Genomic DNA, 25,830 nt, shown 5'->3' with positions numbered 1-25,830 from the left:
CCCTAATTTGACTGCCGCCGCCTCCGTGCCGATGCCGCCAGCTGCCCAAGGACGGACGCGGAAACGTCCCAGTCCATGCAGGCATCCGTGACGCTTTGCCCGTAGACCAGCTCCGACCGCCCGGCCGCATGATCCGCAACATCCAGGTTCTGCGCGCCGCCCACCAGGAAGCTTTCCAGCATCACCCCGGCCACGGCCCGCGCCGCAGCACCGCCTTCCTCCAGCTGGGCTCCGATTTCCAGGGCAACCTCGGCCTGCCGGTGGTGGCTCTTGCCGCTGTTGGCATGGCTCGCATCCACGATCAGGCGGGGGTTCAGTCCCTTGCCTGCCAGTTCAGTAGAGGCACGTTCGACGTCGGCCGCTGAGTAGTTGGGCCCCTTGCGGCCGCCGCGCAGGATCACATGGGTGTCCGGGTTTCCGGCCGTTGCCACCAGCGCCGCCCGGCCGTCGCCGTCGATCCCCAGGAAGGCTTGGGCAGCCGCCGCGGCGCCGCAGGCGTCGATGGCCACCTGAAGGCCGCCGTCGGTCCCGTTCTTGAAGCCGATGGGCATGGAGAGCCCGGACGCGAGCTGGCGATGGATCTGGCTTTCCGTGGTGCGGGCGCCGATGGCACCCCAGGAGATCAGGTCCGCCATGTACTGGGGGCTGATGGGCTCCAGGAATTCGGTGGCGGTGGGCAGGCCCAGCGCGGTGACCTGCTGCAGGAACTGCCGGGCGGTCCGGAGGCCCGTGACCATGTCGTGGCTGCCGTCAAGCCGCGGATCGTTGATCAGGCCCTTCCAGCCCACGGTGGTGCGCGGCTTTTCGAAGTAGGTCCGCATCACGATCAGCAGGTCTTCCCGGTGCTTCTCCGCCTGGCTGACCAGCCGCCGGGCGTATTCCAGGCCCGCTTTGGGGTCGTGGATGGAGCAAGGGCCAACGATGACCAGCAGGCGGTCATCCACGCCGTCCATGATGGCGCGCACTTCGTCGCGTCCGCGTTCAACGACGGCGGCCGCCCGGGCGTCCAGGGGCAGTTCCGCGAGGAGGTCGGACGGAGCGGGCAGCGGAGTGAATTCGCTGACGCGCAGGTTCGAGGTGGACGTGGTGTCGCTGGCGGTTGCTGCGGCTGTTGCGGTGCTCATGTTCGGGGTCCTGTTCCAGATGGGAAGCGGGCCCGGATTTCAGAACCCGCCGGAGAAACGGCGAAGGGCAGAGAATGATCTCTGCCCTGTTGGCTCTGAAGGAATGCTGGATGCGTGTCAGTTAGACGCGGGCCCCTCCAGAGCCAACGAAAAATACGCATACCAACGGTTAGTCATGGAAAAGACCATAAGCCCGGGCCGCCGCGGGCGCAAAATCAATGTCCGTCACATTCCGTTACCGCCGGCTTTGGAGTCCGGCCACCAGTTCTGCGTGCTTCCGGTCAGTCAGGCGGTACCAGTACATGATGCCGACCGCTGCCAGCACCAGGACGGCGGGCAGCAGTCCTGCGGCGGCCCGGACGGCCATGACCGCCGGGGCGGCCTGCTCCGCCAGGGACGAGGAATACCCGCCCCACGCCAACGCGAAGGCCACCAGCCCGCCGCCGAAGCCCATGCCCAGTTTCCGGGTTGCCGCCAGGAGCGCATAGTTGATGCCCTGGACCCTGACACCCGTCTTCCATTCGCCGTATTCCACCGTGTCCGCGATCAGGGCCCAGGTGAGGATGCTGACCGTTGCGGCGGACAACTGCGCCACGACCATTCCGGCCACTGCCGGCCAGGGCACTCCCGCGGGCGCCAGGAAAACCACCATCCCGCCTGCGGTGCCCAGCAGGCAGCCCACGGTGAAGACAGCCTTCTTGCCCCACCGGGCCACCGGGCGCGGCATCACGACGGCCAGCGCCAAGGTGATCACCACCTGCGTTGCCGCCAGTAGCGGAAAGAGATCCACCCGGCCAAGGACGTCACGCAGGTAGTAGAACTGGGCGGCCACGGTGGCGGAGTTGCCCGTCACCAACAGCACGGAGCTGAGGCACAGGACCACCAGGGGCGAGTTGACCTTGAGCGCCTCCGCGGTCTGGCGCCAACTGATCCTGGGGACGCTGCCGGCCACCTGTTCCCGGCATGCGATCCCCGTGAATACGTAGAGCGCGGAACCAATCACCGCGAAGGCCAGCGTCAGCACGGTGAAGATCTGCTGGATATCCCCGCCCCTGCCCAGGAGCGGGGCCACGAAGAACCCGAGCACTGCCCCCGTGGACAGCCCGCCGATGGTCCGGGCGCCGGCCAGCCTGGCCCGTTCCCGGGGGTCCTGGGTCATGGCCCCCACCAGGCAGCTGTAGGGAACGTTCACCAGGCTGTAGGCAAGGCAGACCAGGCCGTACGTGCAGTAGGCGTACAGGAGTTTCAGCGCTGGTTCGACGTCGGGCACATGGAACACGGCAATCCCGAGCACCAGCGGAACAAAGCCGAAGACCAGGAAGGGCCGGAACTTTCCCCAGCGGGGGCTGTGGAAACGGTCCACGATCCGGCCCGCAGCAATGTCCGTGAAGGCATTGAACACCCGCGCCACCACCAGGAGCGTGCCGGCAGCGGCGGCGCCAATGCCGGCAACATCCGTGTAGTAAACCAGCAGGAACATGTTGGCGGTACTGATGATCATGCTGTTCGCCGCGTCGCCGGCGCCGTACCCCACCACCGCGGCCCCTGTTGAGTCGCTTCATTTCTCCTTGCCTCAGGGTGAGAAACCGTTTTCTCTCCCCTGCAAGAAACCTACCCCAAAATCTTGCGGAGAAACACCAGCTGCCGGATCCAGTGGTGTTCCTGGCCGCCCTCGTGGTTGTTGAACCGGTACACCTCGATCTCCTTCTCCGCCCCGCCGGCGGAGGACGCGGACATGCCGGAGCCGTAGGCGTTGAAGCTGGCGAAGACGGTGGACGCCGGGCAGATGTCGTCCATCAGCGCCGCTGAGTACAGTGCGGGCGCGGTGGCGGAGCGCGCCAGGTTCACACCGTCGAAGTAGGCGAGGACGGCAAGCGTGGACTCGTAGCTGTCCCTGTGCCGTGCCAGGAACTGGGCGATTTCCGGGTAGGGCCCGCGCGGGGTGATGTCAATGGCGCGGGGGAAGTCCTGCAGGAAGGGGACGTCGGGCAGCGCGGCGATGACGCCGTCGAGCCTTCCTGCGGTTAGCCCTGCCGCGGCCACCACCAGCCCGCCGCCCTGGCTGACTCCTGCCAGCACCACCTTGGACGGATCGACGGCGGGGTGGGCCTGGGCGGCCTCCACCGCGCGGAAGGCATCCACATAGACCCGGCGGTAGTAATAGTCCTCCCGGCTGGCGATGCCCCGGGTCATCAGGCCGGCATGGGCAACATCGCCGGCAGAGGGGTGGGGGTCCGCCGTGTGCCCCAGCGTGCCGCCGTACCCCTGGCCGCGCGTGTCCATGATGAAATGCGCGTACCCGGCCTGCGCCCAGCGGGTGTCCTGGTTGACCAGGCCGCGGCCGCCGGAATAGCCGATGTAGTTCACCACCACCGGAAGCCGCGCGCCGGCGTCCCGGTGGGCGGGAAGGTGCAGCCAGCCTTTAACAGGTGCGCCGCCGAAGCCGGCGAAGGTGACGTCAAAGGTGTCGATCACGGTGAGGTAGTTCTCCACCGGCTCAAAGTGCGCGTCCAGCGGGAAGGCACGCGCCTCCGCAAGGGTGGCATCCCAGAATGCGGCCAGGTCCTCGGGCGGAGTGACGGCCGAGGTGTAGCTGCGCAGCTGGTCAAGGGGCAGGTCGAAGAGGGGCATCGTTGTCCTTCGGCTTTCAGTTGTTCGTAGGCCTCGCGGGGAGTTCCTCTATTTCTAGCGCACGCACCCCTGGCGCACGACGATGACATCCAGGCGCCTGGGCCCGTGCACTCCCTCGACGCGCTCCAGTTCGATGTCGGACGTGGCGCTGGGTCCGCTGATCATGGTCAGCGGACGGGTGCCGTCCAGGCGGCGGAGGGCTTCGGGCAGGATGGCAGTGATGTCCCTGGTGTGCACCACGCAGACGTGATGGTCCGGAATCAGGGAAATGGCGCGGCGGCCCTGGTCCGGGCTGCCATCGAGGATGATGGTTCCGGATTCGGCCACGGTCACCGCACTGGAGGTCACGACGGCGTCTGTTGCGTCGAGTTCCGCCACTGACCGCACGCCGTGCGCGCCGCCGTCGTACTTAATCCGCGCGGGTTCCGTCTCCCAGTCCAGCCAGGCCGGGTCAAGGCCGGCCGGGACAACATAGGAAGCCGCGCCAGCAAGCAGCCGCCGGATGGCGGCCGCGACGGCGTCTCCATCGACGACAGTGACACCGGCCTTGTAGTCTTCCAGCCGGTCAACCAGGATCTCGATGCGCTGCTGCGCGCCTGCCTCCCCGTCCAGGCGGTAGTTCCGCGGGATCTCCGGAACGGCCGGCACGTCCTTCAGTGCGGTGCGGACGGCGGCGAGGATCTGTTCACGGCTGCTCATGGTTCCTTGTGCTCCTTGGCCCACCAGTCGCGGAAAGACTGTGCCGGCGGCGCCGGGATATCCCGGCTTTGCGTCCAGCCGGCGGCAATGCCGGGCAGTTTCTTGATCTTCTTGTCCCGTCCGGCTGCGGCACGGCCCAGGGGCAGGAGCTTTTCGACGGCGGCCAGCCGGCTGCCCGAGGACAGCGCCCAGGAGGCTGCCTTGAGTCCAATGTCCAGCTGCGACGGGAAGCCGCCGCGGTGCGCATCAACGTCCTTGCCGCGCAGGTGGACCAGGATGTCCGGGATGTTGATTTTCACGGGGCAGGCGTCGTAGCAGGCGCCGCAGAGCGAGGACGCGTACGGGAGCGAACCGTTCTCTTCAGCCTCGATGCCGGTCATCAGCGGCGAGAGGATGGCGCCGATCGGTCCCGGGTAGGTGGAGCCGTAGGCGTGGCCGCCGGTCCGTTCGTACACCGGGCAGACGTTGATGCACGCGCTGCAGCGGATGCAGTGCAGGGCAGAGCGTCCCATCTCGTCGGCCAGGGCGTTGGTGCGTCCGTTGTCCAGCAGGATGACGTGGAACTTTGAGGGTCCGTCGCCTTCGGTGATGCCGGTCCACAGCGAGGTGTAGGGGTTCATCCGCTCACCGGTGGAGGACCGCGGCAGCAGCTGCAGGAAGACCTCAAGGTCGGCGAAGGTGGGCAGCAGCTTCTCGATGCCCATGACCGTGATCAGGGTTTCGGGCAGCGTCAGGCACATCCGGCCGTTGCCCTCGGACTCCACAACGCCGAGCGTTCCGGAGTCCGCGATGCCGAAGTTCGCCCCCGAGATCGCCACCTTGGCGGTCAGGAACTTCGCACGCAGGTGCGCCCGGGCGGCCATGGCAAGCAGGCGCGGTTCATCGGTCAGGCCGGGGTCCACGCCGGGCATCTCCTTGAGGAAGATGTCCCGAACCTCGGTGCGGTTCTTGTGGATGGCCGGGACCAGGATATGGCTGGGCTTATCGTGGCCCAGCTGGACGATCAGTTCAGCCAGGTCCGTCTCGAAGGCCGCGATGCCGCGCTCTTCCAGGTACTCGTTCATGCCAATTTCCTGGGTGGCCATCGACTTCACCTTGACCACTTCGTCCACGCCTTCGGCCTTGACCAGGTCATGGATGATCCGGTTGGCCTCCGCGGCGTCCTGCGCCCAGTGCACCACACCTCCACGGGCGGTGACGTTGGCTTCGAAGGCTTCCAGGAGTTCGGGCAGCCGGGCCATGACCGCGGTCTTGATGGCACTGCCCGCCTCCCGCAGTTCCTCCCAGTCGGGAAGTTCCCCGGTGACCGCCAGGCGTTTGCCGCGGATGGTGGACGTGGCGTGCTTGAGGTTCCGGCGGAGCTGGCTGTTGCCGAGCCCGCGGCGGGCCGCTGAGGGGAACTTCTCTTCGGCGAACAGATTGCCTGAGCCGGGGTGGAGGCCGGGCATGCCCAGCTGGGTGCGAGGCATCACTTCACCATTACTTTCGCCGGTGTACCGGCCGTCTCCGGCAGCACAGCCGGCTGCTGTTCCGTGCTGGCCAGGATTTCGGCCAGATGCAGGGTGGCCACAGCATCGGCCTGCCGTGAGAGGCCGCCGCCGATGTGCATCAGGCAGGAGTAGTCGCCGCCGGCGCACACGGATGCGCCGGTGCTGCGGATGTTCGCCGTTTTATCAGCCAGCATCGCGGAGGAAACGTCGGCGTTCTTTACCGAGAAGGTGCCGCCAAATCCGCAGCACTGGTCGGCTTCCGGCAGGTCCACCAGCTTCAGGCCCTTCACGCCGCGCAGCAGCCCGGCCTGCCGGTCACCGAGCTTCAGAAGGCGCATCCCGTGGCACGAGGGGTGGTAGGTCACCGTGTGCGGGAAATACGAACCCAGCTGCTCCGCCGGATTGGTGACGCCCAGGACATCCACCAGCAGTTCGGACAGTTCGTAGGTTTTCTTCCCGACGGCGGCCGCCCGCTCCTCGAGCGTGGCGTCCCCTGCGTGCCGGGCCACCATGGGGTGCTGGTGCTTCACGGAGGCGACGCAGGAGCCCGAAGGTGCCACGGCGACGTCATAGTCCCCGGATCCGAAGGCGCGGACATGATTGGCCACCACGGGGACGGCTTCCTTCAGGTAGCCGCTGTTGACGTGCATCTGCCCGCAGCAGGCCTGCCCTTGGGGAAAGACCACCTGGTGGCCCAGGCGTTCCAGGACCGCCACGGTGGCTTGTGCCGCACGTGGATACATGGCATCCACGATGCAGGTGGCGAAAAGTGCGATTTTCATGGGTTCAATTCCTGGCGGCGTTGAGGGGCAGGTCCTGCGGTTCGTAGCGGCGAAGGCTGGTTCCGGCGGCAATGATTCCGCGCAGGTCCGGCAGCCCGCCGGTGGCAGCCCCGGCGGCGCGGGCCTGGATGAGCACGTTGCCCAGGGCTGTGGCTTCGACGGGACCGGCAACGACGGGGCGCCCGGTGGCATTGGCGGTGAGCTGGCAGAGCAGGGTGTTCTGCGAGCCGCCGCCCACCACGTGCACCACGTCCACCTCGCGGTCCGCCAGGCGTTCTGCTGCGGTGATGGTTTTGGCGTATGCGGCGGCGAGGCTGTCCATGATGCAGCGGGTGATGGCTGCGGGATCGTTGGGCAGGACGTCACCTGTACGCCGTACCGCCGCCCGGATGCGCTCCGGCATATTACGCGGGGCGATGAAGTAGGGATCGTCGGCATTGACCTGGGGACCGCCCGCAGGCAATGCCGCCGCGGCGGCGAGCAGTGCGGCCAGGTCGGGTTGGAAACCCTCACTGGCCCAGGTCCGCTGGCATTCGCTCAGGAGCCACAGTCCTCCCACGTTGCGCAGGTAGCGGATAGTGCCGTCCACGCCCCGTTCATTGGTGAAGTTGGCTTCCCTGCTTGCTTCCGTCAGGACCGGATGCTGCAGTTCGAGCCCCACCAGCGACCAGGTGCCGGAGGAGATGTAGGCGAATGCGTCATCCCGGGCGGGAACGGCCACGACGGCGGAGGCAGTGTCGTGCGAGCCCACCGCCACCACTGTGGTTTCACGGGACAGGCCCAGGGTTGCGGCGATCTCCGGCAGGAGGTGTCCGTAGGCTTCCCCGGGCTGGATCAGGGGCGGAAACAGGTCCTTCCGCAGCCCCAACGCCCTGAAGAACTCGGTGGCCCACTCCCCCGCCACGGCGTCGAACAGTCCTGTGGTGGAGGCGTTGGTGGCCTCGGTCCGGCGCACCCCGGTCAGCAGGAACGCCATCAGGTCCGGGATCAGCAGCGCCTTCAGCCCGTCCAGGTGACGTTCGGTGGCCAGCTGGTAGACGGTGTTGAACTGGAGGAACTGCAGCCCCGTGGTCTGGTACTGGCGTGCCGGGTCCAATTTTTCGTGGACAGGGGCAATAGCCGCCCTGCTGCGATCGTCGCGGTAGCTGTATGGCTGTGCCACCAGCTTCCCCGATGCATCCACCAGGCCATAATCCACTGCCCAGGTGTCAATGCCGATGCTGGCGATCGTTTCACCCTGCACGGCCGCCACTGTGGCCGCAGCGCGGAGGCCGGCCAGGACCTCCGCGAACAGGGCGTCGAAGCCCCAGCGGAGGCCGCCGTCGAGCTCCACCACGCCGTTGGGGAAGCGGTGCACTGTCTCCAGTGATACCCCTGCGCCAGTAACGCGGCCCAGCATCACGCGCCCGGAGGAGGCACCGATGTCGACGGCGGCAAACACGCCGCGGGCAGGAACCGTGCTCATCGCAGGAAGGCTGCGGCCACTCCGGCGTCCACGGGGATGTGCAGGCCGGTGGTGTGGGACAGTTCGTTGCTGGTGAGGACGGCGGCGGCGTTGGCCACATGCTCGGGCAGGACTTCGCGCTTGAGCAGGGTGCGCTGGGCGTAGTACTCGCCCAGTTTCTCCTCGTCCACGCCGTACACGGCGGCGCGCTTGGCGCCCCAGCCGCCGGCGAAGATGCCGGAACCGCGGACCACGCCGTCGGGGTTGATGCCGTTGACGCGGATGCCGTGCTCGCCCAATTCCGCGGCGAGCAGGCGGACCTGGTGGGCCTGGTCCGCCTTGGTGGCGGAGTAGGCGATGTTGTTGGGGCCGGCGAACACGGAGTTCTTGGAGGAGATGTAGATGATGTCCCCGCCCAGGCCCTGCGCGATCATCACCTTCGCCGCGGCCTTGGCCACCAGGAAGGAGCCCTTGGCCATGACGTTGTGCTGCAGGTCCCAGTCCTTCTCGGTGGTTTCCAGCAGCGGCTTGGAGATGGAGAGGCCGGCGTTGTTGACCACCAGGTCCACGCCGCCGAACGCCAGCACGGCGGCGTCGATAGCCGCTGCCACCTGGGCCTCGTCCGTCACGTCGGCCTGGATGCCGATGGCGACGTCCGGGCCGCCCAGCTCCTCGGCGACCTTTTCCGCGTTCTCGAGGTTCAGGTCCGCGATGACCACGCAGGCGCCTTCCGCGGCGAGGCGGGTGGCGATGGCCTTGCCGATGCCGGAGGCCGCGCCGGTGACCAGGGCGATGCGGGTGGCGTGGGACTTGGGCTTGGGCATCCGGGCCAGCTTGGCTTCCTCCAGCGCCCAGTACTCGATCCGGAACTTCTCGGATTCCTCGATCGGGGCGTAGCTGGAGATGGCCTCGGCGCCGCGCATCACGTTGATGGCGTTGAGGTAGAACTCGCCGGCAACGCGGGCTGTCTGCTTGTTGGCGCCGAAGGAGAACATGCCGACGCCGGGGACCAGCACGATGGCCGGGTCCGCGCCGCGCAGGGCCGGGCTGTCCTGGTCCGCATGGCGGTCGTAGTAGGCCTGGTAGTCCTCGCGGTAGTCAGCGTGCAGCTCGTGCAGGCGGGCGATCGAATCCTCGATCGAGGCGTCGGCGGGCAGGTCCAGGATCAGCGGCTTGACCTTGGTGCGCAGGAAGTGGTCCGGGCAGGAGGTACCCAGGGCGCCAAGGCGCGGGTGTTCGGCGGCTTCGAGGAAGTCCAGGACGACGGCGTCATCGCTGAAGTGCCCCAGCTGCGGCTTGTCCGTGGAGGCCAGGCCGCGGATCACGGGTGCCAGGGCTGCGGCCTTGGCTTTCCGTTCGGCCTCAGGCAGTGCCCCGTAGCCGGGCAGCCTGGCTCCGAAGGGTTCTGCCTTGCCGTTGTCCTTGATGTACTTCTCGGCCTGCTCAATGATCCACAGCGAGTTCTGCTCTGCCTCTTCACTGCTGGCGCCCCACGCGGTGATGCCGTGTCCGCCCAGGATGGTGCCGATGGCCTGCGGGTTGGCGTCCTTGATCGCGGCGATGTCCAGGCCAAGCTGGAACCCGGGCCGCCGCCAGGGCACCCACACCACTTTGTTGCCGAAAATCTTGGTGGTCAGCGCCTCGCCGTCCACCGCGGTGGCAATGGCAATGCCCGAGTCCGGGTGCAGGTGGTCCACGTGCGCGGCGTCAACCAGGCCGTGCATGGCCGTGTCGATCGAGGGAGCCGCTCCGCCCTTGCCGTGCAGGCAGTAATCGAACGCGGCCACCATCTCGTCTTCACGCTCCACGCCCGGGTAGACGTTCTTCAGCGCGTTCAGGCGGTCCAGGCGCAGCACCGCCAGGTTCTCTGCCTTCAGCGTGCCCAGGTCCCCGCCGGAACCCTTGACCCAGAGCAGCTGGACGTCCTCGCCCGTGACAGGGTCCTTTTCGGTGCCCTTGGCGGAGGTGTTGCCGCCGGCGAAGTTGGTGTTCCGCTTGTCCGCACCCAGGCGGTTGGAACGGGAAATCAGGTCTTCAACAGTCTTGTTGGTCATAACTAATCAGGCGCCCCATCCGGCTTGCTGGCCGCCCACGCGGTCCTCGTTGATCTTCTTCTGGTAACCGCTGGCCTTGAAGGCGGCCAGCGGGTCCGCGGGCAGGCCGCGGGATTCACGCCACTCGGCCAGGATGGGCCGGACGTCGGTGTAGAAGGCATCGTTGAAAATGCCGTTGGCTGCCAGGACATCCCCGGCGCGCTGGGCCTCGGCCAAGGCTGCGGTGTCCACCAGCAAAGCCCGGGCGGTCATTTCCTGGACGTTCAGGACGGAGCGGATCTGGCCCGGGATCTTCTCTTCCAGGTTGTGGCACTGGTCCAGCATGAGGGCCACGCCGGAGTCCTTGCCGAAGCCGCCGCCGCGGATGACCTCGTGCATGATGCGGAAGAGCTGGAACGGGTCGGCCGCACCCACAATGAGGTCGTCGTCGGCGTAGAAGCGCGAGTTGAAATCGAAGGAACCCAGCTTGCCCAGGCGCAGCAGCTGCATCACGATGAACTCGATGTTGGTGCCCGGGGCGTGGTGGCCGGTGTCCAGGCAGACGAACGCCTTCTCGCCAAGCGCCAAGGTCTGGGCGTAGGAAGTGCCCCAGTCCGGAACATCGGTGTGGTAGAAAGCCGGCTCGAAGAACTTGTACTCGAGCACCAGGCGCTGTTCGTCGCCCAGGGCGGCGTAGATCTCCCGCAGGGACTCGGCCAACCGATCCTGGCGGCCGCGCATGTCATCCTGGCCCGGGTAGTTGGTGCCGTCCGCCAGCCAGATCTTCAAGTCCGTCGAGCCGGTCGCATGCATGATGTCGATGCAGTCCAGGTGGTGGTCGATGGCGCGGCGGCGCACGGCCTCGTTGGACGACGTCAGTGAGCCAAACTTGTACTCGTCATCCTGGAAGGTGTTGGAGTTGATGGTGCCCAGGCCCACGCCCAGGCCGGCCGCGTACTCCTTCAGTGCGGCGTAGTCGTCCACCTTGTCCCACGGAATATGCAGGGCCACGGTAGGGGCCAGTCCGGTCAGTTCGTGGACCTTGGCGGCGTCCGCCAGCTTTTCCTGCACAGTCCGCGGCGTCCCGGGTGTGCCAAACACCTTGAACCGGGTGCCTGAATTTCCATAGGCCCACGAGGGGACCTCGATGGCAAGCTCCCCGAGCCTGCCCAGCGCCGTTGCTACTTCATTCATGATGGTTCTTTCCGGTGTTTGTTGATGAGTCTGATGCGTTGTGGTGGTTGCCCCGCTGCTGGAGCCGTGCCGGTCGTGTCTGGCTATGTCAGTCAGCCCGCGGAGGACTGTGCTGCCAATTGACTGTCGAGGTTGAAGACTTCTTCCAGGACCTGGAACCCTTCGTCGGGCGCCTGGCCGGAATTTTCAAACAGGGTTGCCATCTCCGCCTGCCACCGGGCGTTGACGTCCGTGAGGGCCATGCGGGCACGGACGGCATCGAAGTCGTCGCACTCCACGTAGCCCACCAAGAGCCCGTCCGCGGCAAGGAAAAGGGAGTAGTTGTGCCAGCCTGCCCCCTCGAGGGCGTGCAGCATTTCCGGCCACACCGCTGCATGCCGGCGGCGGTATTCGTCGATCAGCGCCGGCTGGATGGAGGAACGGAAACACACCCTCATCGGGAATCCCTTCAATTTCGAAATGTTTTGAATCGTTTCATTGGTACGATTCAAAGTACTCTTGGACTTGAACAGGTGTCAAGCATTAACAAAAACTTTTGATTTCCCGCACGGAACCTACCGCGGCGGCACGTCAGCACGGAGAACCGATGAACCGCACAGCCAGTATCAAGGACGTCGCCACCCACGCGAGCGTGGCCGTGGGAACCGTATCCAACGTCCTGAACTATCCGGACCGGGTCTCGGACCGGACCAAGGAACGTGTGCTGCGCGCCATCGATGAACTGGGCTTTGTGCGCAATGACGCCGCCCGGCAACTCCGGGTGGGCCACAGCCGCACCATCGGGCTCATTGTCCTGGACGTCGGCAACCCCTTCTTCACCTCCGTGGTCCGCGCCGCCGAGGACGCCGCGGCACTGCAGGGCAGCGCCGTCCTGCTGGGCGACAGCGGCCACAATGCCAGCCGGGAGGCCAACTACATCGACCTTTTCCAGGAGCAGCGCGTCCAGGGCCTCCTGATCTCCCCGGTGGGCGATATCACGGAGCGACTGGACCTCCTCCGCGAGCGCGGAGTGCCCACGGTGCTGGTGGACCGGCTGGCTGACGAGTCCAAGTTCAGTTCCGTGGCGGTGGATGACGACGCCGGGGGGTACCTGGCTGCCCGGCACCTGCTGGACACCGGGCGCCGCCGGCTCGCGTTTGTTGGTGGCTCCACCTCCATCCGGCAGGTGGCGGACCGCCTCCAGGGGGCCCGGCGCGCCGTGGAGGAAGAGCCCAATGCCGCCCTCGAGGTGCTGGACGCGGAAGGACAGACGGTCCTGGCGGGCCGCAGCGTGGGTGACATGCTGGTGGAGCGGGGCCGGGCCGGGTTGCCGGACGGAATTTTTTGCGCCAACGACCTCCTGGCCCTGGGCGTCATGCAGTCGCTCACCATGACCCACACATTCCGGATCCCCGAGGACGTGGCCCTGATCGGATATGACGACATCGATTTTGCGGTGTCGGCCGTGGTTCCCTTGTCCTCCATCCGCCAGCCCACCGCACTGCTGGGCCGGACGGCCATCGAGCTGTTGTCCGAGGAAGTGGAGTCCCAGAACCCCACCCACCGCTCAGTGGTGTTCACACCGGAGCTGGTAGTCCGGCAGAGCACGGCCACACCCCCTGCCGGCTGACCCTTCCGACAGGGTTATTTCCCTGCCTGCTGCAGCCACTTCATGGACTCGGCGCGGGAGGTGAAGAAGCGGGTAGGGCAGGGCGGAATGTGGACGCCCAGGAAGAAGTTCGCGATGATCCGGTCCACCGGGCTTGAGCCCAGCAGTGCGATGCGGTTGGCCGCACAGGGGATGGAGAACACCGAGCGCGCCTGGATACTCACATTCTCGGTGGTGGCCATGTCCACCAGCATGGGATAGCTGCTGTCGCCGGCTATCCGGTTGACTGTCGCCATCGCCGCCTGCGCATCTTCGACTTCTATCCGGACACTGGGTTCCCAAATGAGGTGAATGACCCCGTCGGCACGCAATTCCACCGTGCCTTTGCCGCCGTCGACCGTCATGGGTTCCAATGACCCCGCCTCCCTCCAGTGGGCAGTTCCTGAACCCCTCTATCTTGCCCCAGCATGGCCAGTCCGGGGCGCACGCCGCTCCCCCACAACCACGCCTGCACCCTGGCCGGCTTGACTAGTCAGCATGCTTACTTTACCGAAAATGCGCACCAAGGTCTCAGCTTCAGTAACCGCCATTGCCCTCTCAGGCGCCATGCTCTTCGGCATGGCAGGCCCGGCGACCGCAGCGGCACCCGCGGCTCCTTCCGCCGCCTCCCAGTCATCAAAGGTTGCCAACGTAACGGGAACCATTAACCAGACCATCGACGGCGTAGGCAGCTTCGTTGGCACCTTCACACCGTCCAACTTCAGCACCAAGGACGGCCAGCTCATGGTCACCGGTTTGCTGCAGGGCACCTTCACGGACCTTGCCGGGGCTACTCAGTCCGTCGACCAGACAGTCACCACAACCGCTGCTGCTGCACCCACCACCATGGCCGGCGGCGGCGGGGCCGGCTGCGACGTGTTGAACCTGGTTCTCGGTCCCCTGCATCTGGACCTCCTGGGCCTCAACGTCGACTTGAAGCAGGTGGTCCTGGATATCACCGCCCAGACCGGAGCGGGCAACCTGGTGGGCAACCTCCTGTGCGCCATCACCGGCCTCCTGGATGGCGGAAACGGCCTGAGCGGCCTGGCCAACCTGCTGAACCGGGTCCTGGGACTGTAGTTCCCCAGCGCCTCAACAACCAGGCAGTGACAAGAGCGGGCGGCCCTTCAAGGCCGCCCGCTTTTGCGTTCCCCTGAAGGTTCCGTCCCTAAAGCTTCTCCACGACCAGGTTCCGGTAGGCAGCCTTGAGCGGCGCCATGTGGCGGAAGCCGATCCGGCCACCGGCCAGCACCTTCCCCGAGGCATCCTGCCAGTCAAAGAGGAGCAGCCCGTTGATGGAAAATGCCACCCGGGCCCCGTCCTTCACTACTTCCAGCCGGTAGAAGCCGGCGGCGTCCTCAGTGGGCGGCAACGGGTCCGCCCCCTGCGCCACGAGCTCGAAGCCCGCACTCTTGCGCAGGTTGCAGGTCCGGAAGGCACGCTCCGATGGGTACTTGTGCCGGAAATAGGAGACGTGCAGGGCGTCAATGTCGCCCGAGTGGTACTGGGGATAGTAGCCCGTCCGCGGCGCCAGGCCAGGGCTGAAGAGGTCCAGTCCGCGGTGTCCTGTAGCTGCGAAGAACAGCATGGCCAGGCCGGGTTCCTCCAGTGGCAGGAAGTCCCAGCTGATGCGGATGCCGTCCGGGAATTCCACCGGGCACCAGAACGTCCAGTGGGCGTGGTCGCCGAATTCCTGGTCATCCAGTGCGCCGGACAGTTCCAGGGCTCCCTGATGGCTTCCCATCTTTACCGGTCCTTCGGCCACCCATCCGGCCACGTCATCGGGTCCTGCCAGCGGGTTGCTGTAAAGGACGCCCGTCTCCAGGCCTGTTGCTCCCACCTAGCCGCGTCCCGCCGTCGTACTTAACTCTCTGGTCCCGGGCTCTGCGCTGGAGCCGCCGTACCCCAGGGCGCCAAGCTGCCTGGCCACCTCACCGGCAACCAATGCGGCGCCATGCTGGGAGAAATGCGTGTCGTCGGCCAGGCCCTCAGGCCAATGTGCGTGTTCCCCGGGCGCGAAGTGGCAAAAGAGCTCCCGGGACTTGTCCGGCCCCAGCCGGACGTACATGCTCCGGGTCCAGGCGTTCAGGTCCACCACCGGGACCGCTAACTCCCGGCCGAGTTCGCGGACCACCTCCGGATAGTCCTCCAGACTTTCTTCCAGCAGAGCGTCCGACGCCGGGAGGTGGCTTGGGTGCCTGCCGGCCAGGAAGTGCCGCCGCTCCACGGAGGTGCACAGCACCGGCGCGGCGCCGGCAGCACGCACCTCCGCCACCATGGTGCGCAGGTTCGCCGCGTACCCGGTGCGGGCAGCGAGATGGTGCTTTTTCTGGTCGTTGTGGCCGAATTGAAGCAGCACCACATCGGCCGGGCCTGCCTGGGCGGTCAGGTCCGCCCACAACCCCTCATGGCGGAAGGATTCGGTACTTGCCCCGCCCTTGGCGAAGTTGTGCACAGCGCCCCACCGGTAGGTGAGCGGGGCGAGGTGTGCGCCCCAGCCGCTCATAGGGAACTCCTGCGTGGGGCAGTTGGCCACGGTGGAGTCTCCGGCCAGCAGAATTTTCATGCTCAGCCTTTCACCGAGCCGATGAGCATGCCCTTGGCGAAGTGCTTCTGCAGGAACGGATAGAAGATGAGGATGGGCAGGGTGGCCACCACGATCACGGCGAACTTGATGCCCTGTTCCGGCGGGATGTAATTGGGGTCCACGTTGCCGGTGCCCAGCAGGTCGGAGGCAGCGGTGACCTGGCGGAGGTACATCTGGAGCGTCCATTTGGAGTTGTCACTGAGATAGAGCAGGGGTGACATGAAGTCGTTCCAGATGCCCACGGCGTAGAACAGGGCGAACGTGGCCAGGACGGGCTTGGACAGCGGGAGCAGGATCCGCCAGAGGATCCCGATCTCGGTGGCACCGTCCATCTTGGCCGATTCCTCAAGCTCCGCGGGGAGTTCCTGGAAGAAGTTCTTGATGATGATCAGGCTGAACGGGTTGATGGCCGCGGGCAGGATCAGCGCCCAGTAGGAGTTGAGCAGTCCCAGGTCCTTCACCAGCAGGAAGGTGGGGATCATGCCGCCGGAGAACACCATGGCGAAAACCACCAGGGACAGGATGACGTTCCTGCCCCGCAGGGTCTTCTTGGCCAGCGGGTAGGCCATGGTCACCGTGAATGCCAGCTGGACCAGGGTGCCCACCGCGGTGACCAGGATGGTGGTCACCAGGGCCCGGACGAATGCCGGTGTGGCAAAAATGTATTCGTAGGAGCCCAGGGTGAACTGTTCCGGCCAGACGAAGAAGGCCCGGCGGGTGATTTCCGCTTCAGTGGCGAAGGACCCGGCGATCACGTAGACGAACGGCAGCAGCGTGATGATGCCGATCAGGGACAGGAAGGCATAGTTGACGGCGTCGAAGACCCGGCCGCCGCGCGTGTTGTGGATCTTCATTAGAACAGTCCGCTCTGGTTGAATCGCTTGGCCAGCCAGTTGGTGCCGAAGATCAAGACAATGCCCACCAGGGACTTGAACAGGCCCACCGCGGTGGAGTAGCTGTAGGCACCCTGGGTGATGCCCACGAAGTAGACATACGTATCAAAGACATCCGCCACTTCACGGTTGAGGGCGTTGGTCATCAGGTAGATCTGTTCGAAGCCGGTGTTGAGCATCTGCCCGATCGCGAGGATCAGCATCACGATGATGGTGGACCGGATGGCGGGCAGGGTGATGTGCCAGACCCGCCGGAACCGGCCGGCGCCGTCGATGATCGCCGCTTCATACTGGTCCTGGTCCACGGTGGACAGCGCGGCGAGGAAGATGATGGTTCCCCAGCCGGTGTTCTTCCAGATTTCCTGCAGCACGATCAGTGGCCGGAACCAGTTCGGATCGGACAGGAAGTCGATGTTCGTGCCCATGACGGAGTTCAGGAAAAGGAACAGAGGGCCGAAGTCCAGGGCGAACAGCAGGAAACTCAGGGACGCCACGATGGTCCAGGACAGGAAGTGCGGTATGTACACCAAAGTCTGTACGGTGCGCTTGAGGATGGACAGCCGCACTTCGTTGAGCAGCAGCGCCATGATGATGGTCAACGGGAAGGCCACCCCCAGGTTCAGGAAGGCCAGGATCAGGGTATTGCCCAGCAGCCGGGGGAAGTCCGGGTTGGCGAAGAAGTCCTCGAAATTCCGGAATCCAACCCAGGGGCTGCCGTTCACGCCAAGGAACGGAACGTAATCCTTGAATGCGATGGACACCCCGTACATGGGCGCATAGCGGAACACCGCGAAGTACACCACACCCGGCAGGAGCAGCAGGTACAGCCACTTGTAGTGGGCGAAATGGACGGAGAACCTGCCCCCAGTCCGGGGAGCGGGCGATTTTTTGCCCACCCGCTCCCCGGCGAGGGTGTCAATGACAGGGGCTGCCATTTACTTGTTGTCCTGCCAGAGCTTGTTGATCTCTTCCTTGATCTTGTTGCCGCCGCTGGTGCCCCACAGCTTGATGGCATCCTTGAGGCCCTGCTCGTCGATCTGGCCAGCCAGGTACTTGATGCGGGCGTCGGCCACGATGTTGTCCAGCTGGGCACCCTTGGCCACGTACGTCTCAGAAACGTAAGGCGCGGCCGGGTTGTAGACGGCACTCTTCAGGTCCTCCGCCATGACTTCGGTGCGCTTGTCGAAGACCTGCTGCTCATAGTCGGAGGCCTGCTTCACCGGGTAGAACTCGTTGCCCGCAACATTCATGCCCAACTGCGCGTAGCTCTTGATGTCCGTGGTGACCGCCTTGCCCTCGGGGGTCTCCGGCTTGATGGTGGCCGCTTTCCCGTTCTCCACCGTGAAGTTCACGCCTTCGATGCCGTTGTTCAGCAGGATGGCCACGTCCTTGCCGTTCATGGTGTTCAGGAATTCCAGGACCTTGTCCAGCTCAGCCTCGCTCTTAACGCTGGCCTTGGGAATGGCCAGGAAGCCGGAGTAGCCGTCGGTGGGGTGGGCGTGGAGTTCGCCGTCGGGTCCTTCGAGGTTGCCCACGAAGCCCACCTTGTTCTGGAAGTTGTTGGGGTCCGCCTGCTTGAACAGGTTGATGAGGACGCTCACCCGGGAGTCGACGTCGACAATGATGCCGCCCTTGCCGTTGAAGAACGGCTCATTCCATTTGGTGCTGTCAAACGTGGCAAAGTCCGGATTGATGAGTTTTTCGTCCACCATCTTCTTGATGAACCGGTCCGCTTCGAGGAATTCGTCGGTTTCGAAGCTGGGGATCAGCTTCCCGTCCTTCTCGGTCCAGCGGTTGCCGGCCCCGTACCACTCCTCGATCAGGTCGTAGGGGCTGTTGGTGCCCAGTGCACCCCACTTGGGGATGGTGATGCCCCAGGTGTCGTTCTGGCCGTTGCCGTCCGGGTCCTGTTCCGTGAAGGCCTTGGCCACCTTGTACAGGTCTTCGGTGGTCTTGGGCGGCTGGAGCCCCAGCTTGTCCAGCCAGTCCTGCCGGAACATCACGGCGGCACGCATGGGGGCGCGGCCGCGGAACACACCATAGACCTTGCCGTTGACGCTGGCGTTCTTCTGGATGTCCGGGAAGGTTGTCTTGAGGTTGGGGTACTTGTCCAGCTTGTCGGTCAGGTCCCAGAAGGCACCGGCCTGCGCGTTCTTCACGAATCCGGGGGTTTTCCCTTGGATCACCATGACCTGCGGAATGTCCGAGGATGCCAGGGTGATGTTGGTCTTGTCCTCGTAGGACGCATTGGGGGCCCAGTTGATCTTGACCTGCTTGCCGGTGAGTTCTTCCAGCTTCTTCTGGACGGCGCCGTCCGCGGCGGGCGGCTGTGCCTCGAGGAACGGCGCCATGATGGACACGGAGGTGAGGTCCGCGGCCGGGGTGTCACCCCCGCTGCAGGCGGTGAGGGTCAGGGCCGTGGCGGTGACGACGGCGGCGGCCAGGGACAGTTTTCTGCGGATCATATTTTTCCACTCCACTTCGTTGGGGTACTTGGGGCTGCATGCCCCTTGGATTGAGACGTTTCATTTCTTGTTGGCCGTTCAGGCGGTGGCCACCGGGGGGGAGTCAGGCGGCGGAAGCTCCGTGAACAGCGGGGTGGAGCGCAGGTTCCGCCGCCGCCACGGATTCGTCATTGGCGGCGAAGAAGCGGTCACACAACCAGCCCGTGAGGTACAGCCAGGCTCCAACACTGAAGAACGGGATCAGGCCCGGAACGCTGCTGCTGGCATAAACCACAGCTGCGGTGACAAAGAGCAGGATGACCGTTCCCGCCAGGTGCCGCACCGCGAAACGCGAGGACATCAGCAGGTATTGCGGCACGGGCAACTCATACCGCGCATACATGGGAAACACGTAGCAGGCGGCGCCGGCCAGGAAAATTGCCGCAACAAAGATCCCTGCCGCCATCAGCTGCGGAAAGAGCCCCGGGCCCCGGGAGAAGTAGTTCCGGTTCAGGACAAGGGCCGCGGCGACGCCCATCAGCGGCAGCGAAAGCATGTTCGCCCTGAAGAAGTTGCGGAAGTAGGCGGCGGCGAAGCTTCGCAGCAGCGGAGCGCCGTCACCCGCCGCCCGTTTGCGCACAGCGATCTGGGCGGCAGCGGTGGCCGGTCCCGCCCCAAAGACCCCAAGACCCAGGAGGGTAAAGGCGATCCACAGCAGGTTCAGTCCCGCGATCCAGACGAGGGTGTCAAAAAATGAGTAGGCACGCGCACTGAAGGTCCCGGACAGCATGGCGGGGCTCCCTTCTATTCTCCATCGTTGCAGAGGCGAAGCGGAAAGTGTCCCGCATCACGCTGGTAATCGGTTTCTCGAAAATCTAGACCTCCTGCCACACGATGGTCAAGCGAAATTTTGAATCGTTACATAGCTGGACTGGGCGGGACGGTATGCCGCACACTTATTGCTGGAAAGCGCTTGCTGGAATGTTCAGGAGCAAAGAGTCGGTGCCTGCGAAGCCGGTGCCAGGGCAGAATGGAGAACCATTGGGAACGGCAACGGAAGCGCCCGGCAGTGACGCCGGAACAGCGGCCACCCCGCAACCCGCGGCCCGGGTTGCGCTGGTGGGAGTGCACGGCTTCGGCACCCACCACCTCCGGAACCTGGGGCGCCTCCAGGCCGCAGGCAGCGTTGAACTCGTTGCCGTGGCGGACCCGCAGCCGCCGGCACCCGGGGCCCTCCCGCCGTCGGCCGCTTCCTACCCGGGACTGGACCTGCTCCTGGAGGACAACCCGGACCTGGACCTGATCATTGTGGCCACGCCCATCCAGACCCATGCCCCGTTGGCCCTGGCCGCCCTCGCCACGGATGCGGAACTGTACCTGGAGAAGCCGCCCGTCGCTTCCCTGGCCGATTTCAACCGCCTCTGCGCGGCGGCTTCGGCATCCGGCCGCGGGGTGCAAATCGGATTCCAGAGCCTCGGCTCGCACGCGCTGAATGCCATCGAAGAACTGGTTGCCGCCGGCACCATCGGAACCCTGGAAGGCATCTCCGCCACCGGGCGCTGGGTCCGAGACAGGGCCTACTACAAACGCTCCCGCTGGGCCGGAAAACGGAGCATCAACGGCGTGGACGTGGTGGACGGTGTGGCCACCAACCCGCTGGCACACGCCGTGGCAACTGCCTTGCGCATTGCCGGGGCGCGCACCACCGCGGACGTTGCGTCCGTGGAGACCGAGCTGTACCGCGCCAATGACATCGAATCCGATGACACCTCCGTCATCCGGATCCGCACCGCGGCCGGGCTGCCCATTACGTGCGCCCTGACCATCTGCGCGTCGGAGTCCGTGGAGCCTTATGTAACCCTGCAGGGCTCGGCCGGCACGGCGGTGTTCCACTACACCGAGGACCGGCTCACCATCGGGACGGGGTCCGGGCACATGGAGGAAACCTACGGCCGCGACGACCTGACGGAAAACCTGCTGGCCCACCGGGCGCATGGAGTTCCGCTCACCAGCAGCCTGGTGGACAGTGGAGCCTTCATGCTGGTTCTGGAGGCCGTCAGGACAGCGCCGCTTCCTGCTCCCATCGATCCCGCACACGTCCGCTGGGAAGGCGAAGGCGACGCAGCGCATGCCGTGGTGGTGGGCATTGAGGACGCCCTGGAGCGCGCGGGCCGGCAGCATGCCACGTTCAGCGAACTGGGCCTCCCCTGGGCTGCCGCTGCCCCGGTTGCCTTCGAATTGCCCGCTTCCTGATGGCAGTGCAGGAACCGCAAGCCGGGCAGCTCCACGCGGCCAACCTCCTGACGGACGGGCTTGCGTCCTGCCTGACCGCAGCCCCCTCCCCTGTGTTCAGCTGGCAGCTGGACCTGGACCACGACGCCGATCCGGCCCTTGCCCGGCAAACGGGCTATGAGCTTGAGGTACAGGACGCCCAGGGCACGGTTTTGTGGACGTCGGGGCCGGTGGCGTCATCCTGCCAGCGCGGCATTCCATATGGCGGTTCCCGGCGTGACGACGACGCCGATTACGCTTGGCGCGTTCGTATCCGGGACGGCGCCGGAGTCACCGGTTCCTGGTCTGCCCTTCAGCCCTTCAGCACGGGCCTGACGGACAGTTCCTGGCAGGCCGGCTGGATGGGCCGGACGCCGGGTGGACGTGCTCCGCTGGAACTACTTAACGAAACGCTCCGGGTGGCAGGGTCCCCCTTCCTGCCTGTCCCCTGCCCCGGGCTCCGCAGCTTCCGGCTGGAGGCCCGGCTCCGCCCCGTGATGGGCCGCGCTGGCCTGCTCCTGCGCAGCAGCGGCCCCGGAAGCGGCCTGTTGCTGGAGCTGGGCGCCGACGGACAGGTAGCGCTCCGCCACGCTCCGGCCTGGGAGATCCCGGCCCCCGCCGCCCCGGAAACCCCGGTACTGGCGAGCGCCCATGCCGCCGGCGCTGCGTCCGGCGGGTGGCGGGACCTTGCGGTCAGCGACGACGGCAGGACCATTTGTGTGGCCGTCGACGGCCTGGAACTGCTGGCCGTTGATGAGCCGCTGGAACAGTCCGTTGGCCAAGTCGCCGCGGGCAGTATCGCCCTGCACCAGGGCCCGCGAAGCCAGGCCGAGTACGCCTCGCTGCGCATCGCGGGCACCACAGAAGGGAAACCCGGCGAACGGGAAGAACTCCTGTTGGACCACCGCTTCGATGCCGGCAGTGAACTGGCCCTGGCCTGCCTTGCGCCCTGGTCCCGGACCACGGCACACCGCCAGCCCGATGAGTGGACCCTGTTCCGGACCACCCTGAACCTCACGGGGACGGTGCGGCGGGCCCGGCTCTACGCCGCAGCCCACCACCACGCCCAGCTCTCCGTCGCGGGGACACCCTGCCTCAGCACCACCTCGTTCGGCTACCCCGGCGAAGGCTATTACGACGCCGCCGACCTCACGGAGGTCCTTACTCAACACCCCGCGGACACGCCCGTGCCGGTGACAGCCCTGCTCCATTGGTACGGCCCGGGCCAGGGCCGCGCTGCCGGTATTCCGGGCCTGCTGGTCCGGCTCACCGTGGACTACGACGACGGGCGCCGCCAGGTCCTCACGTCCGGCCCGGGTTGGACCGCCGGCGAAGCCCCGTACCGCCAGTCGGGCTACCGCAACGATGAGGGCGATCCGGTGGAGCACCTGGACGGGGAGGCTGCGGCGTCCCTTAGCGCCGCCGTTGACCTGCCGGCCGCCATCACCTCAGGCGGCCACCCGTCGTCGGACTTTCCCCGGCTGCACCCCCGCAGGACCTTCCTTTCCGGCCGGTTCATGGCGCCGCAGCAGTTCCTGACCGCCGCTGACGGGACCATGGTGGCGGACTTCGGCCAGGTCCTCCCCGGCAGGCCTGAAATTGATTTCCTGGACGGCATGCCAGGGCGCACCGTCATGCTCCGCGCCGGCTACACCCTGGACCCCGACGGCAGGGTGGACGCCGGGAAGACCGCCAGCCAGAACACTGACATGTCCTTTCCCTACACCCAAACCTCCGGGCCACAGCAGTACCGGGCCTCGGTGCATCTGGGCTTCCGCTACCTGGAGCTCCCCGGCGTGGATGCCGCGGAGGTCTCACGCGTCGGCGCCGCCACCGTCCACGCCGGCCACCCCGGCGAGGGCAGCTTCAGCAGCTCGGACCCGGTGTTGGACTCCGTGTTCGGGCTGCTCCGTGATTCTGCGCTGTATGGCGTGCAGGAGCAGTTCGTGGATACCCCCACCCGGGAAAAGGGCCAGTTCCTGGCCGACGCCGCCAACATCTCCTATGCCACCATGGCGCTGTTCGGCGAACACGCCTTCACGGCGCAGGCGCTGCGGGAGTTCGCATGGTCCGCCCGCCGTTACTGGAATGCCGGCGAGGAGAAGGGGCGCTATAACGCCGTCTATCCCAACGGTGACGGCAAGCGCGACATCCCGGATTTTTCCCTGATGCTCCCGGAGTGGGCGGAGGAGTACCACCTGCGCACGGGTGATCTTTCCCTGGTCCGGGAGCTGCTGCCGCACCTGTGCAACACAGCTGACTACGCCCTGCGCCACATTCCAGCAGAAGGCCCGACGGCGGGACTGGTCACCAACCTGGGCGGCGGCTCCGGCCCCTACCTGCACGGCATCGTGGACTGGCCGGCGCCCGGCCGGTTCGGCTACGACATGGAGTGCGCGGCCAAAACCACTGTCAATGCCCAGGCCTACTCGGCGCTGGTATCCACGGCCCGGCTCTGCGGGGCGGCAGGTGAGGAAGACGCGGCAGCCCGCTACGCCGCCGCTGCCCGTGCACTGGCAGCCGCCCTTCGCACCCGTTTGCGGGTCAACGGAGTCATGGTGGACGGGCTGCAGGCAGACGGGACGCCCAGCTCCCACGCCTCCCAGCACGCCACCTCCTTCCCACTGTCGCTGGGCATCAGCGAGCCAGCACACGCGGCTGCGGACGCTGCCAGGATTGCCGGGATGGGCATGCGCCAGGGCCCCATGACCGTGCACCGGCTGGTCCGGGCGCTGTTGGGTCAAGGGATGACGGACGCCGTGCTGGACCTGCTGACGAACAAGGATCAGCCCGGCTGGGCGCAGCTGCTGGACCGCGGCGCCACGTTCACTTGGGAGGCATGGGACCTGGCGGACGGCAGCGACTACAGCCAGTCGCACGCCTGGTCCGCCGCAGTGCTCAAGGAGATCCTGGAACACCTGCTCGGAGTCCGGTTCAGCGTGCCGGGCGGGAACGGGGTGGTGATCGAGCCGCCGCTGTGCCGGCTGGAGCACGCCCGCGGCAGCGTCCCGGTGGGCAACGGGTATGTGCAGGCCGCTTGGCGGCGCCTCGGCGGACAGGTGGAACTGGAGTGCACCATTCCACCCGGCGTTACAGCCACCGTCCGGCTGCCCGCCGGCACTTACGGGGTCAAGGGACCTGGTGCGGATGCCGCCGTCGTGCCTTCCGCTTCAGGTGACCGTCAGGCGAACGGGGCCGCCCGGGACTTCCGGGTGCACACCGGAACCTGGACGTTCACGCCCGCCTAGGCCTAAGACGCGCGCGAGATGGCATTTCGCGGCAATCCCCGATGGGATTATTGCCGCGAACTGCCATCTCACGCCGGGGAACGGTGCGTCAGGGCACGGAACTGCCAAGGCGCTGCCGCCGCCCGTGCCACCAGAGCAGCAGGCCCACCACGGCCGCGGAGAGCATACCCAGGCCGCCGGTGACCACCAGGCCGGTGCGGACGCCGAACTGTTCGGTCAGCCAGCCCGCCAGGAGTCCCCCGCAGGCATGCCCGCCCAGCAGGAGTGGAAGGTACAGCGCCATGACGCGGCCGCGGATGGCGGGCCCTGCTTCCAGCTGGACCGCCGTGGCGGCGCTGGTCAGGAACAAAAGCGTCATGATGCCCACCACCACCAGCATGGCCACGAACAGCACGAGGTTGGGCATGAGGGCGGCCACCAGCTGCGACAGCCCGAAGAGACCCGCCGCAGCCACGATGCCGCGGCGGCCCATGTTTCCCAGCCGGGCCGCAAGGAGCGCACCTGCCAGCGCCCCAAGGGCACTGACGGTGTTGAACAGCCCAAAGCCTTCCACGCCGTTGTGCCACACCCGTTCGGCGAAGGCGGCGAGGACCACGGGCCCGTTCATGCCGAAGGCGCCCAGCAGCCCGGCCAGCAGGATGAGGAGGAGCAGCCGCGGCCGCTCCCTGACGTACCGGAAACCGGCCAGTACCTGCCCGCGCCCCCGCTCCGCCGGTACACCCGGGTGCAGCTCCCGGCCACGGATGGCGGCGATCATGCCCAGCACCAGCACACCGATCAGCGCGTTGGCGGCGAAGGCGGCCGCCGGCCCCGCCTGTGCGATCAGGATGCCGCCCAGTGCCGGACCGGCCATGGCGCCCAGCTGGGACAGCGCGTTGTTGAGTCCGATGGCGGGCCGCAGGCCGGCGTCGCCCACCACTTCATTGACGAAGACCTGCCGGGTGGGCTGGTCCACCGCTGCCGTGATGCCCAGGGCGATGCAGCTGGCGTAGACCACCCACACGGTGATGGTGCCGCTCGCGGCCCACGCGGCCAGCCCCACACCGAGCAGCACGATGACGGACTGGCACACCATCATGATGCGGCGCTTGGGGAAGATGTCCACCACGAGTCCCGCGAGCGGCCCCACCACCAGCATGGGCAGGAATTGGAGGGCGACGGCGGCACCCACCGCGGCGGGGCTTCCGGTCAGCTGCAGCACCAGCCAGTCCTGGGCCAGGCGCTGCATCCAGACACCAAGGCTGCCGGCCAGCTGCATGGCCAGGAACAGCCGGTAGTTGTGCTGCTTTAAGGGGTGGTACCAGCGGGGCTGGGTGATCCCGGGACGGGTGTCCGGGGCGGACCGCGTGCGGCGGGAAGGCAC

The 25,830-nt window shown here is 66.4% G+C and carries 22 protein-coding genes; 4 read left to right on the top strand and 18 right to left on the bottom strand.

Translation table 11 applies throughout. The annotated features are described in order from the left end of the window. Positions 1 to 2: 2 nt before the first annotated feature. From QFZ60_RS02745 to QFZ60_RS02700, 10 genes are all read right to left on the bottom strand, one after another. On the bottom strand, positions 3 to 1,124 hold the full coding sequence (locus QFZ60_RS02745) for a 3-deoxy-7-phosphoheptulonate synthase (RefSeq protein ID WP_307087928.1): 1,122 nt from the start codon (positions 1,122 to 1,124) through the stop codon (positions 3 to 5). 235 nt (positions 1,125 to 1,359) lie between these two features. After that, positions 1,360 to 2,625: a glycoside-pentoside-hexuronide (GPH):cation symporter gene (locus QFZ60_RS02740; RefSeq protein WP_307087926.1), complete on the bottom strand. Its 1,266-nt coding sequence runs from the start codon at positions 2,623 to 2,625 to the stop codon at positions 1,360 to 1,362. Positions 2,626 to 2,735: 110 nt separating this feature from the next. Continuing rightward, on the bottom strand, positions 2,736 to 3,755 hold the full coding sequence (locus tag QFZ60_RS02735) for an acetylxylan esterase (protein ID WP_307087924.1): 1,020 nt from the start codon (positions 3,753 to 3,755) through the stop codon (positions 2,736 to 2,738). Between the two features lie 54 nt (positions 3,756 to 3,809). Beyond that, a complete protein-coding gene (locus tag QFZ60_RS02730; protein WP_307087922.1) occupies positions 3,810 to 4,454 on the bottom strand; it encodes an LUD domain-containing protein in 645 nt (214 codons plus the stop codon). Beyond that, positions 4,451 to 5,923, bottom strand: coding sequence for a LutB/LldF family L-lactate oxidation iron-sulfur protein (locus QFZ60_RS02725; RefSeq protein WP_307087920.1), 1,473 nt, complete (start codon positions 5,921 to 5,923; stop codon positions 4,451 to 4,453). The genes QFZ60_RS02730 and QFZ60_RS02725 overlap by 4 nt, the downstream gene beginning before the upstream one ends. Further along, positions 5,923 to 6,726, bottom strand: a complete 804-nt coding sequence (locus QFZ60_RS02720; protein WP_307087918.1) for a (Fe-S)-binding protein — start codon at positions 6,724 to 6,726, stop codon at positions 5,923 to 5,925. The genes QFZ60_RS02725 and QFZ60_RS02720 overlap by 1 nt, the downstream gene beginning before the upstream one ends. Positions 6,727 to 6,730: 4 nt before the next feature. Then, a complete protein-coding gene (locus QFZ60_RS02715; RefSeq protein ID WP_307087916.1) occupies positions 6,731 to 8,191 on the bottom strand; it encodes a rhamnulokinase family protein in 1,461 nt (486 codons plus the stop codon). After that, positions 8,188 to 10,224, bottom strand: a complete 2,037-nt coding sequence (locus QFZ60_RS02710; RefSeq protein WP_307087914.1) for a bifunctional aldolase/short-chain dehydrogenase — start codon at positions 10,222 to 10,224, stop codon at positions 8,188 to 8,190. The genes QFZ60_RS02715 and QFZ60_RS02710 overlap by 4 nt, the downstream gene beginning before the upstream one ends. Positions 10,225 to 10,230: 6 nt before the next feature. Continuing rightward, positions 10,231 to 11,397 carry an L-rhamnose isomerase gene (gene rhaI, locus QFZ60_RS02705; RefSeq protein WP_307087913.1) on the bottom strand — a complete coding sequence of 389 codons (1,167 nt, stop codon included), beginning with the start codon at positions 11,395 to 11,397 and terminating at the stop codon, positions 10,231 to 10,233. Between the two features lie 92 nt (positions 11,398 to 11,489). Beyond that, positions 11,490 to 11,834 (bottom strand): L-rhamnose mutarotase, encoded by a 345-nt coding sequence (locus tag QFZ60_RS02700; RefSeq protein ID WP_307087911.1) that lies wholly within the window; start codon positions 11,832 to 11,834, stop codon positions 11,490 to 11,492. Between the two features lie 149 nt (positions 11,835 to 11,983). Between QFZ60_RS02700 and QFZ60_RS02695 the strand changes: the two genes are divergently transcribed. Then, the gene (locus QFZ60_RS02695) at positions 11,984 to 13,006 is read left to right on the top strand and encodes a LacI family DNA-binding transcriptional regulator (RefSeq protein WP_307087909.1); all 1,023 of its coding nucleotides are present in this window, start codon (positions 11,984 to 11,986) and stop codon (positions 13,004 to 13,006) included. 14 nt (positions 13,007 to 13,020) lie between these two features. Here QFZ60_RS02695 and QFZ60_RS02690 read toward each other — a convergent pair whose 3' ends face one another. After that, complete coding sequence (locus tag QFZ60_RS02690) at positions 13,021 to 13,398, bottom strand: STAS/SEC14 domain-containing protein (RefSeq protein WP_307087908.1); 378 nt, start codon at positions 13,396 to 13,398, stop codon at positions 13,021 to 13,023. Between the two features lie 124 nt (positions 13,399 to 13,522). On the opposite strand from QFZ60_RS02690, the gene QFZ60_RS02685 reads away from it, so the two are divergent. Beyond that, positions 13,523 to 14,104: an ABC transporter substrate-binding protein gene (locus QFZ60_RS02685; protein WP_307087906.1), complete on the top strand. Its 582-nt coding sequence runs from the start codon at positions 13,523 to 13,525 to the stop codon at positions 14,102 to 14,104. An 88-nt stretch (positions 14,105 to 14,192) separates the two neighbouring features. Here QFZ60_RS02685 and QFZ60_RS02680 read toward each other — a convergent pair whose 3' ends face one another. From QFZ60_RS02680 to QFZ60_RS02655, 6 genes are all read right to left on the bottom strand, one after another. Next, complete coding sequence (locus QFZ60_RS02680) at positions 14,193 to 14,864, bottom strand: DUF1961 family protein (protein WP_307087904.1); 672 nt, start codon at positions 14,862 to 14,864, stop codon at positions 14,193 to 14,195. Beyond that, complete coding sequence (locus tag QFZ60_RS02675; RefSeq protein WP_307087902.1) at positions 14,865 to 15,590, bottom strand: rhamnogalacturonan acetylesterase; 726 nt, start codon at positions 15,588 to 15,590, stop codon at positions 14,865 to 14,867. A 2-nt stretch (positions 15,591 to 15,592) separates the two neighbouring features. Then, positions 15,593 to 16,465: a carbohydrate ABC transporter permease gene (locus tag QFZ60_RS02670; protein WP_142117620.1), complete on the bottom strand. Its 873-nt coding sequence runs from the start codon at positions 16,463 to 16,465 to the stop codon at positions 15,593 to 15,595. Continuing rightward, positions 16,465 to 17,439 carry a sugar ABC transporter permease gene (locus QFZ60_RS02665; RefSeq protein WP_307087899.1) on the bottom strand — a complete coding sequence of 325 codons (975 nt, stop codon included), beginning with the start codon at positions 17,437 to 17,439 and terminating at the stop codon, positions 16,465 to 16,467. Before QFZ60_RS02665 ends, QFZ60_RS02670 begins: the two co-directional genes overlap by 1 nt. Continuing rightward, positions 17,440 to 18,969 (bottom strand): extracellular solute-binding protein, encoded by a 1,530-nt coding sequence (locus tag QFZ60_RS02660; RefSeq protein WP_307087897.1) that lies wholly within the window; start codon positions 18,967 to 18,969, stop codon positions 17,440 to 17,442. A gap of 103 nt (positions 18,970 to 19,072) precedes the next feature. After that, on the bottom strand, positions 19,073 to 19,738 hold the full coding sequence (locus tag QFZ60_RS02655; RefSeq protein ID WP_307087895.1) for a YesL family protein: 666 nt from the start codon (positions 19,736 to 19,738) through the stop codon (positions 19,073 to 19,075). 251 nt (positions 19,739 to 19,989) lie between these two features. Between QFZ60_RS02655 and QFZ60_RS02650 the strand changes: the two genes are divergently transcribed. Both QFZ60_RS02650 and QFZ60_RS02645 read left to right on the top strand, forming a co-directional pair. Further along, entirely contained in the window at positions 19,990 to 21,201 is a 1,212-nt protein-coding gene (locus tag QFZ60_RS02650; RefSeq protein WP_307087893.1) for a Gfo/Idh/MocA family protein, read from the top strand. Continuing rightward, positions 21,201 to 24,467, top strand: coding sequence for a family 78 glycoside hydrolase catalytic domain (locus tag QFZ60_RS02645; protein WP_307087892.1), 3,267 nt, complete (start codon positions 21,201 to 21,203; stop codon positions 24,465 to 24,467). The genes QFZ60_RS02650 and QFZ60_RS02645 overlap by 1 nt, the downstream gene beginning before the upstream one ends. Before the next feature lie 88 nt (positions 24,468 to 24,555). Here the strand turns inward: QFZ60_RS02645 and QFZ60_RS02640 are convergent, their stop codons facing one another. Then, a complete protein-coding gene (locus QFZ60_RS02640) occupies positions 24,556 to 25,830 on the bottom strand; it encodes an MFS transporter (protein ID WP_307087890.1) in 1,275 nt (424 codons plus the stop codon).

It is taken from the genome of Arthrobacter sp. B2I5, assembly GCF_030816735.1.
Lineage (GTDB): Bacteria > Actinomycetota > Actinomycetes > Actinomycetales > Micrococcaceae > Arthrobacter.
Note: the sequence above shows the minus strand (reverse complement) of the source record. Positions and strands in the feature narration are given on the sequence as shown.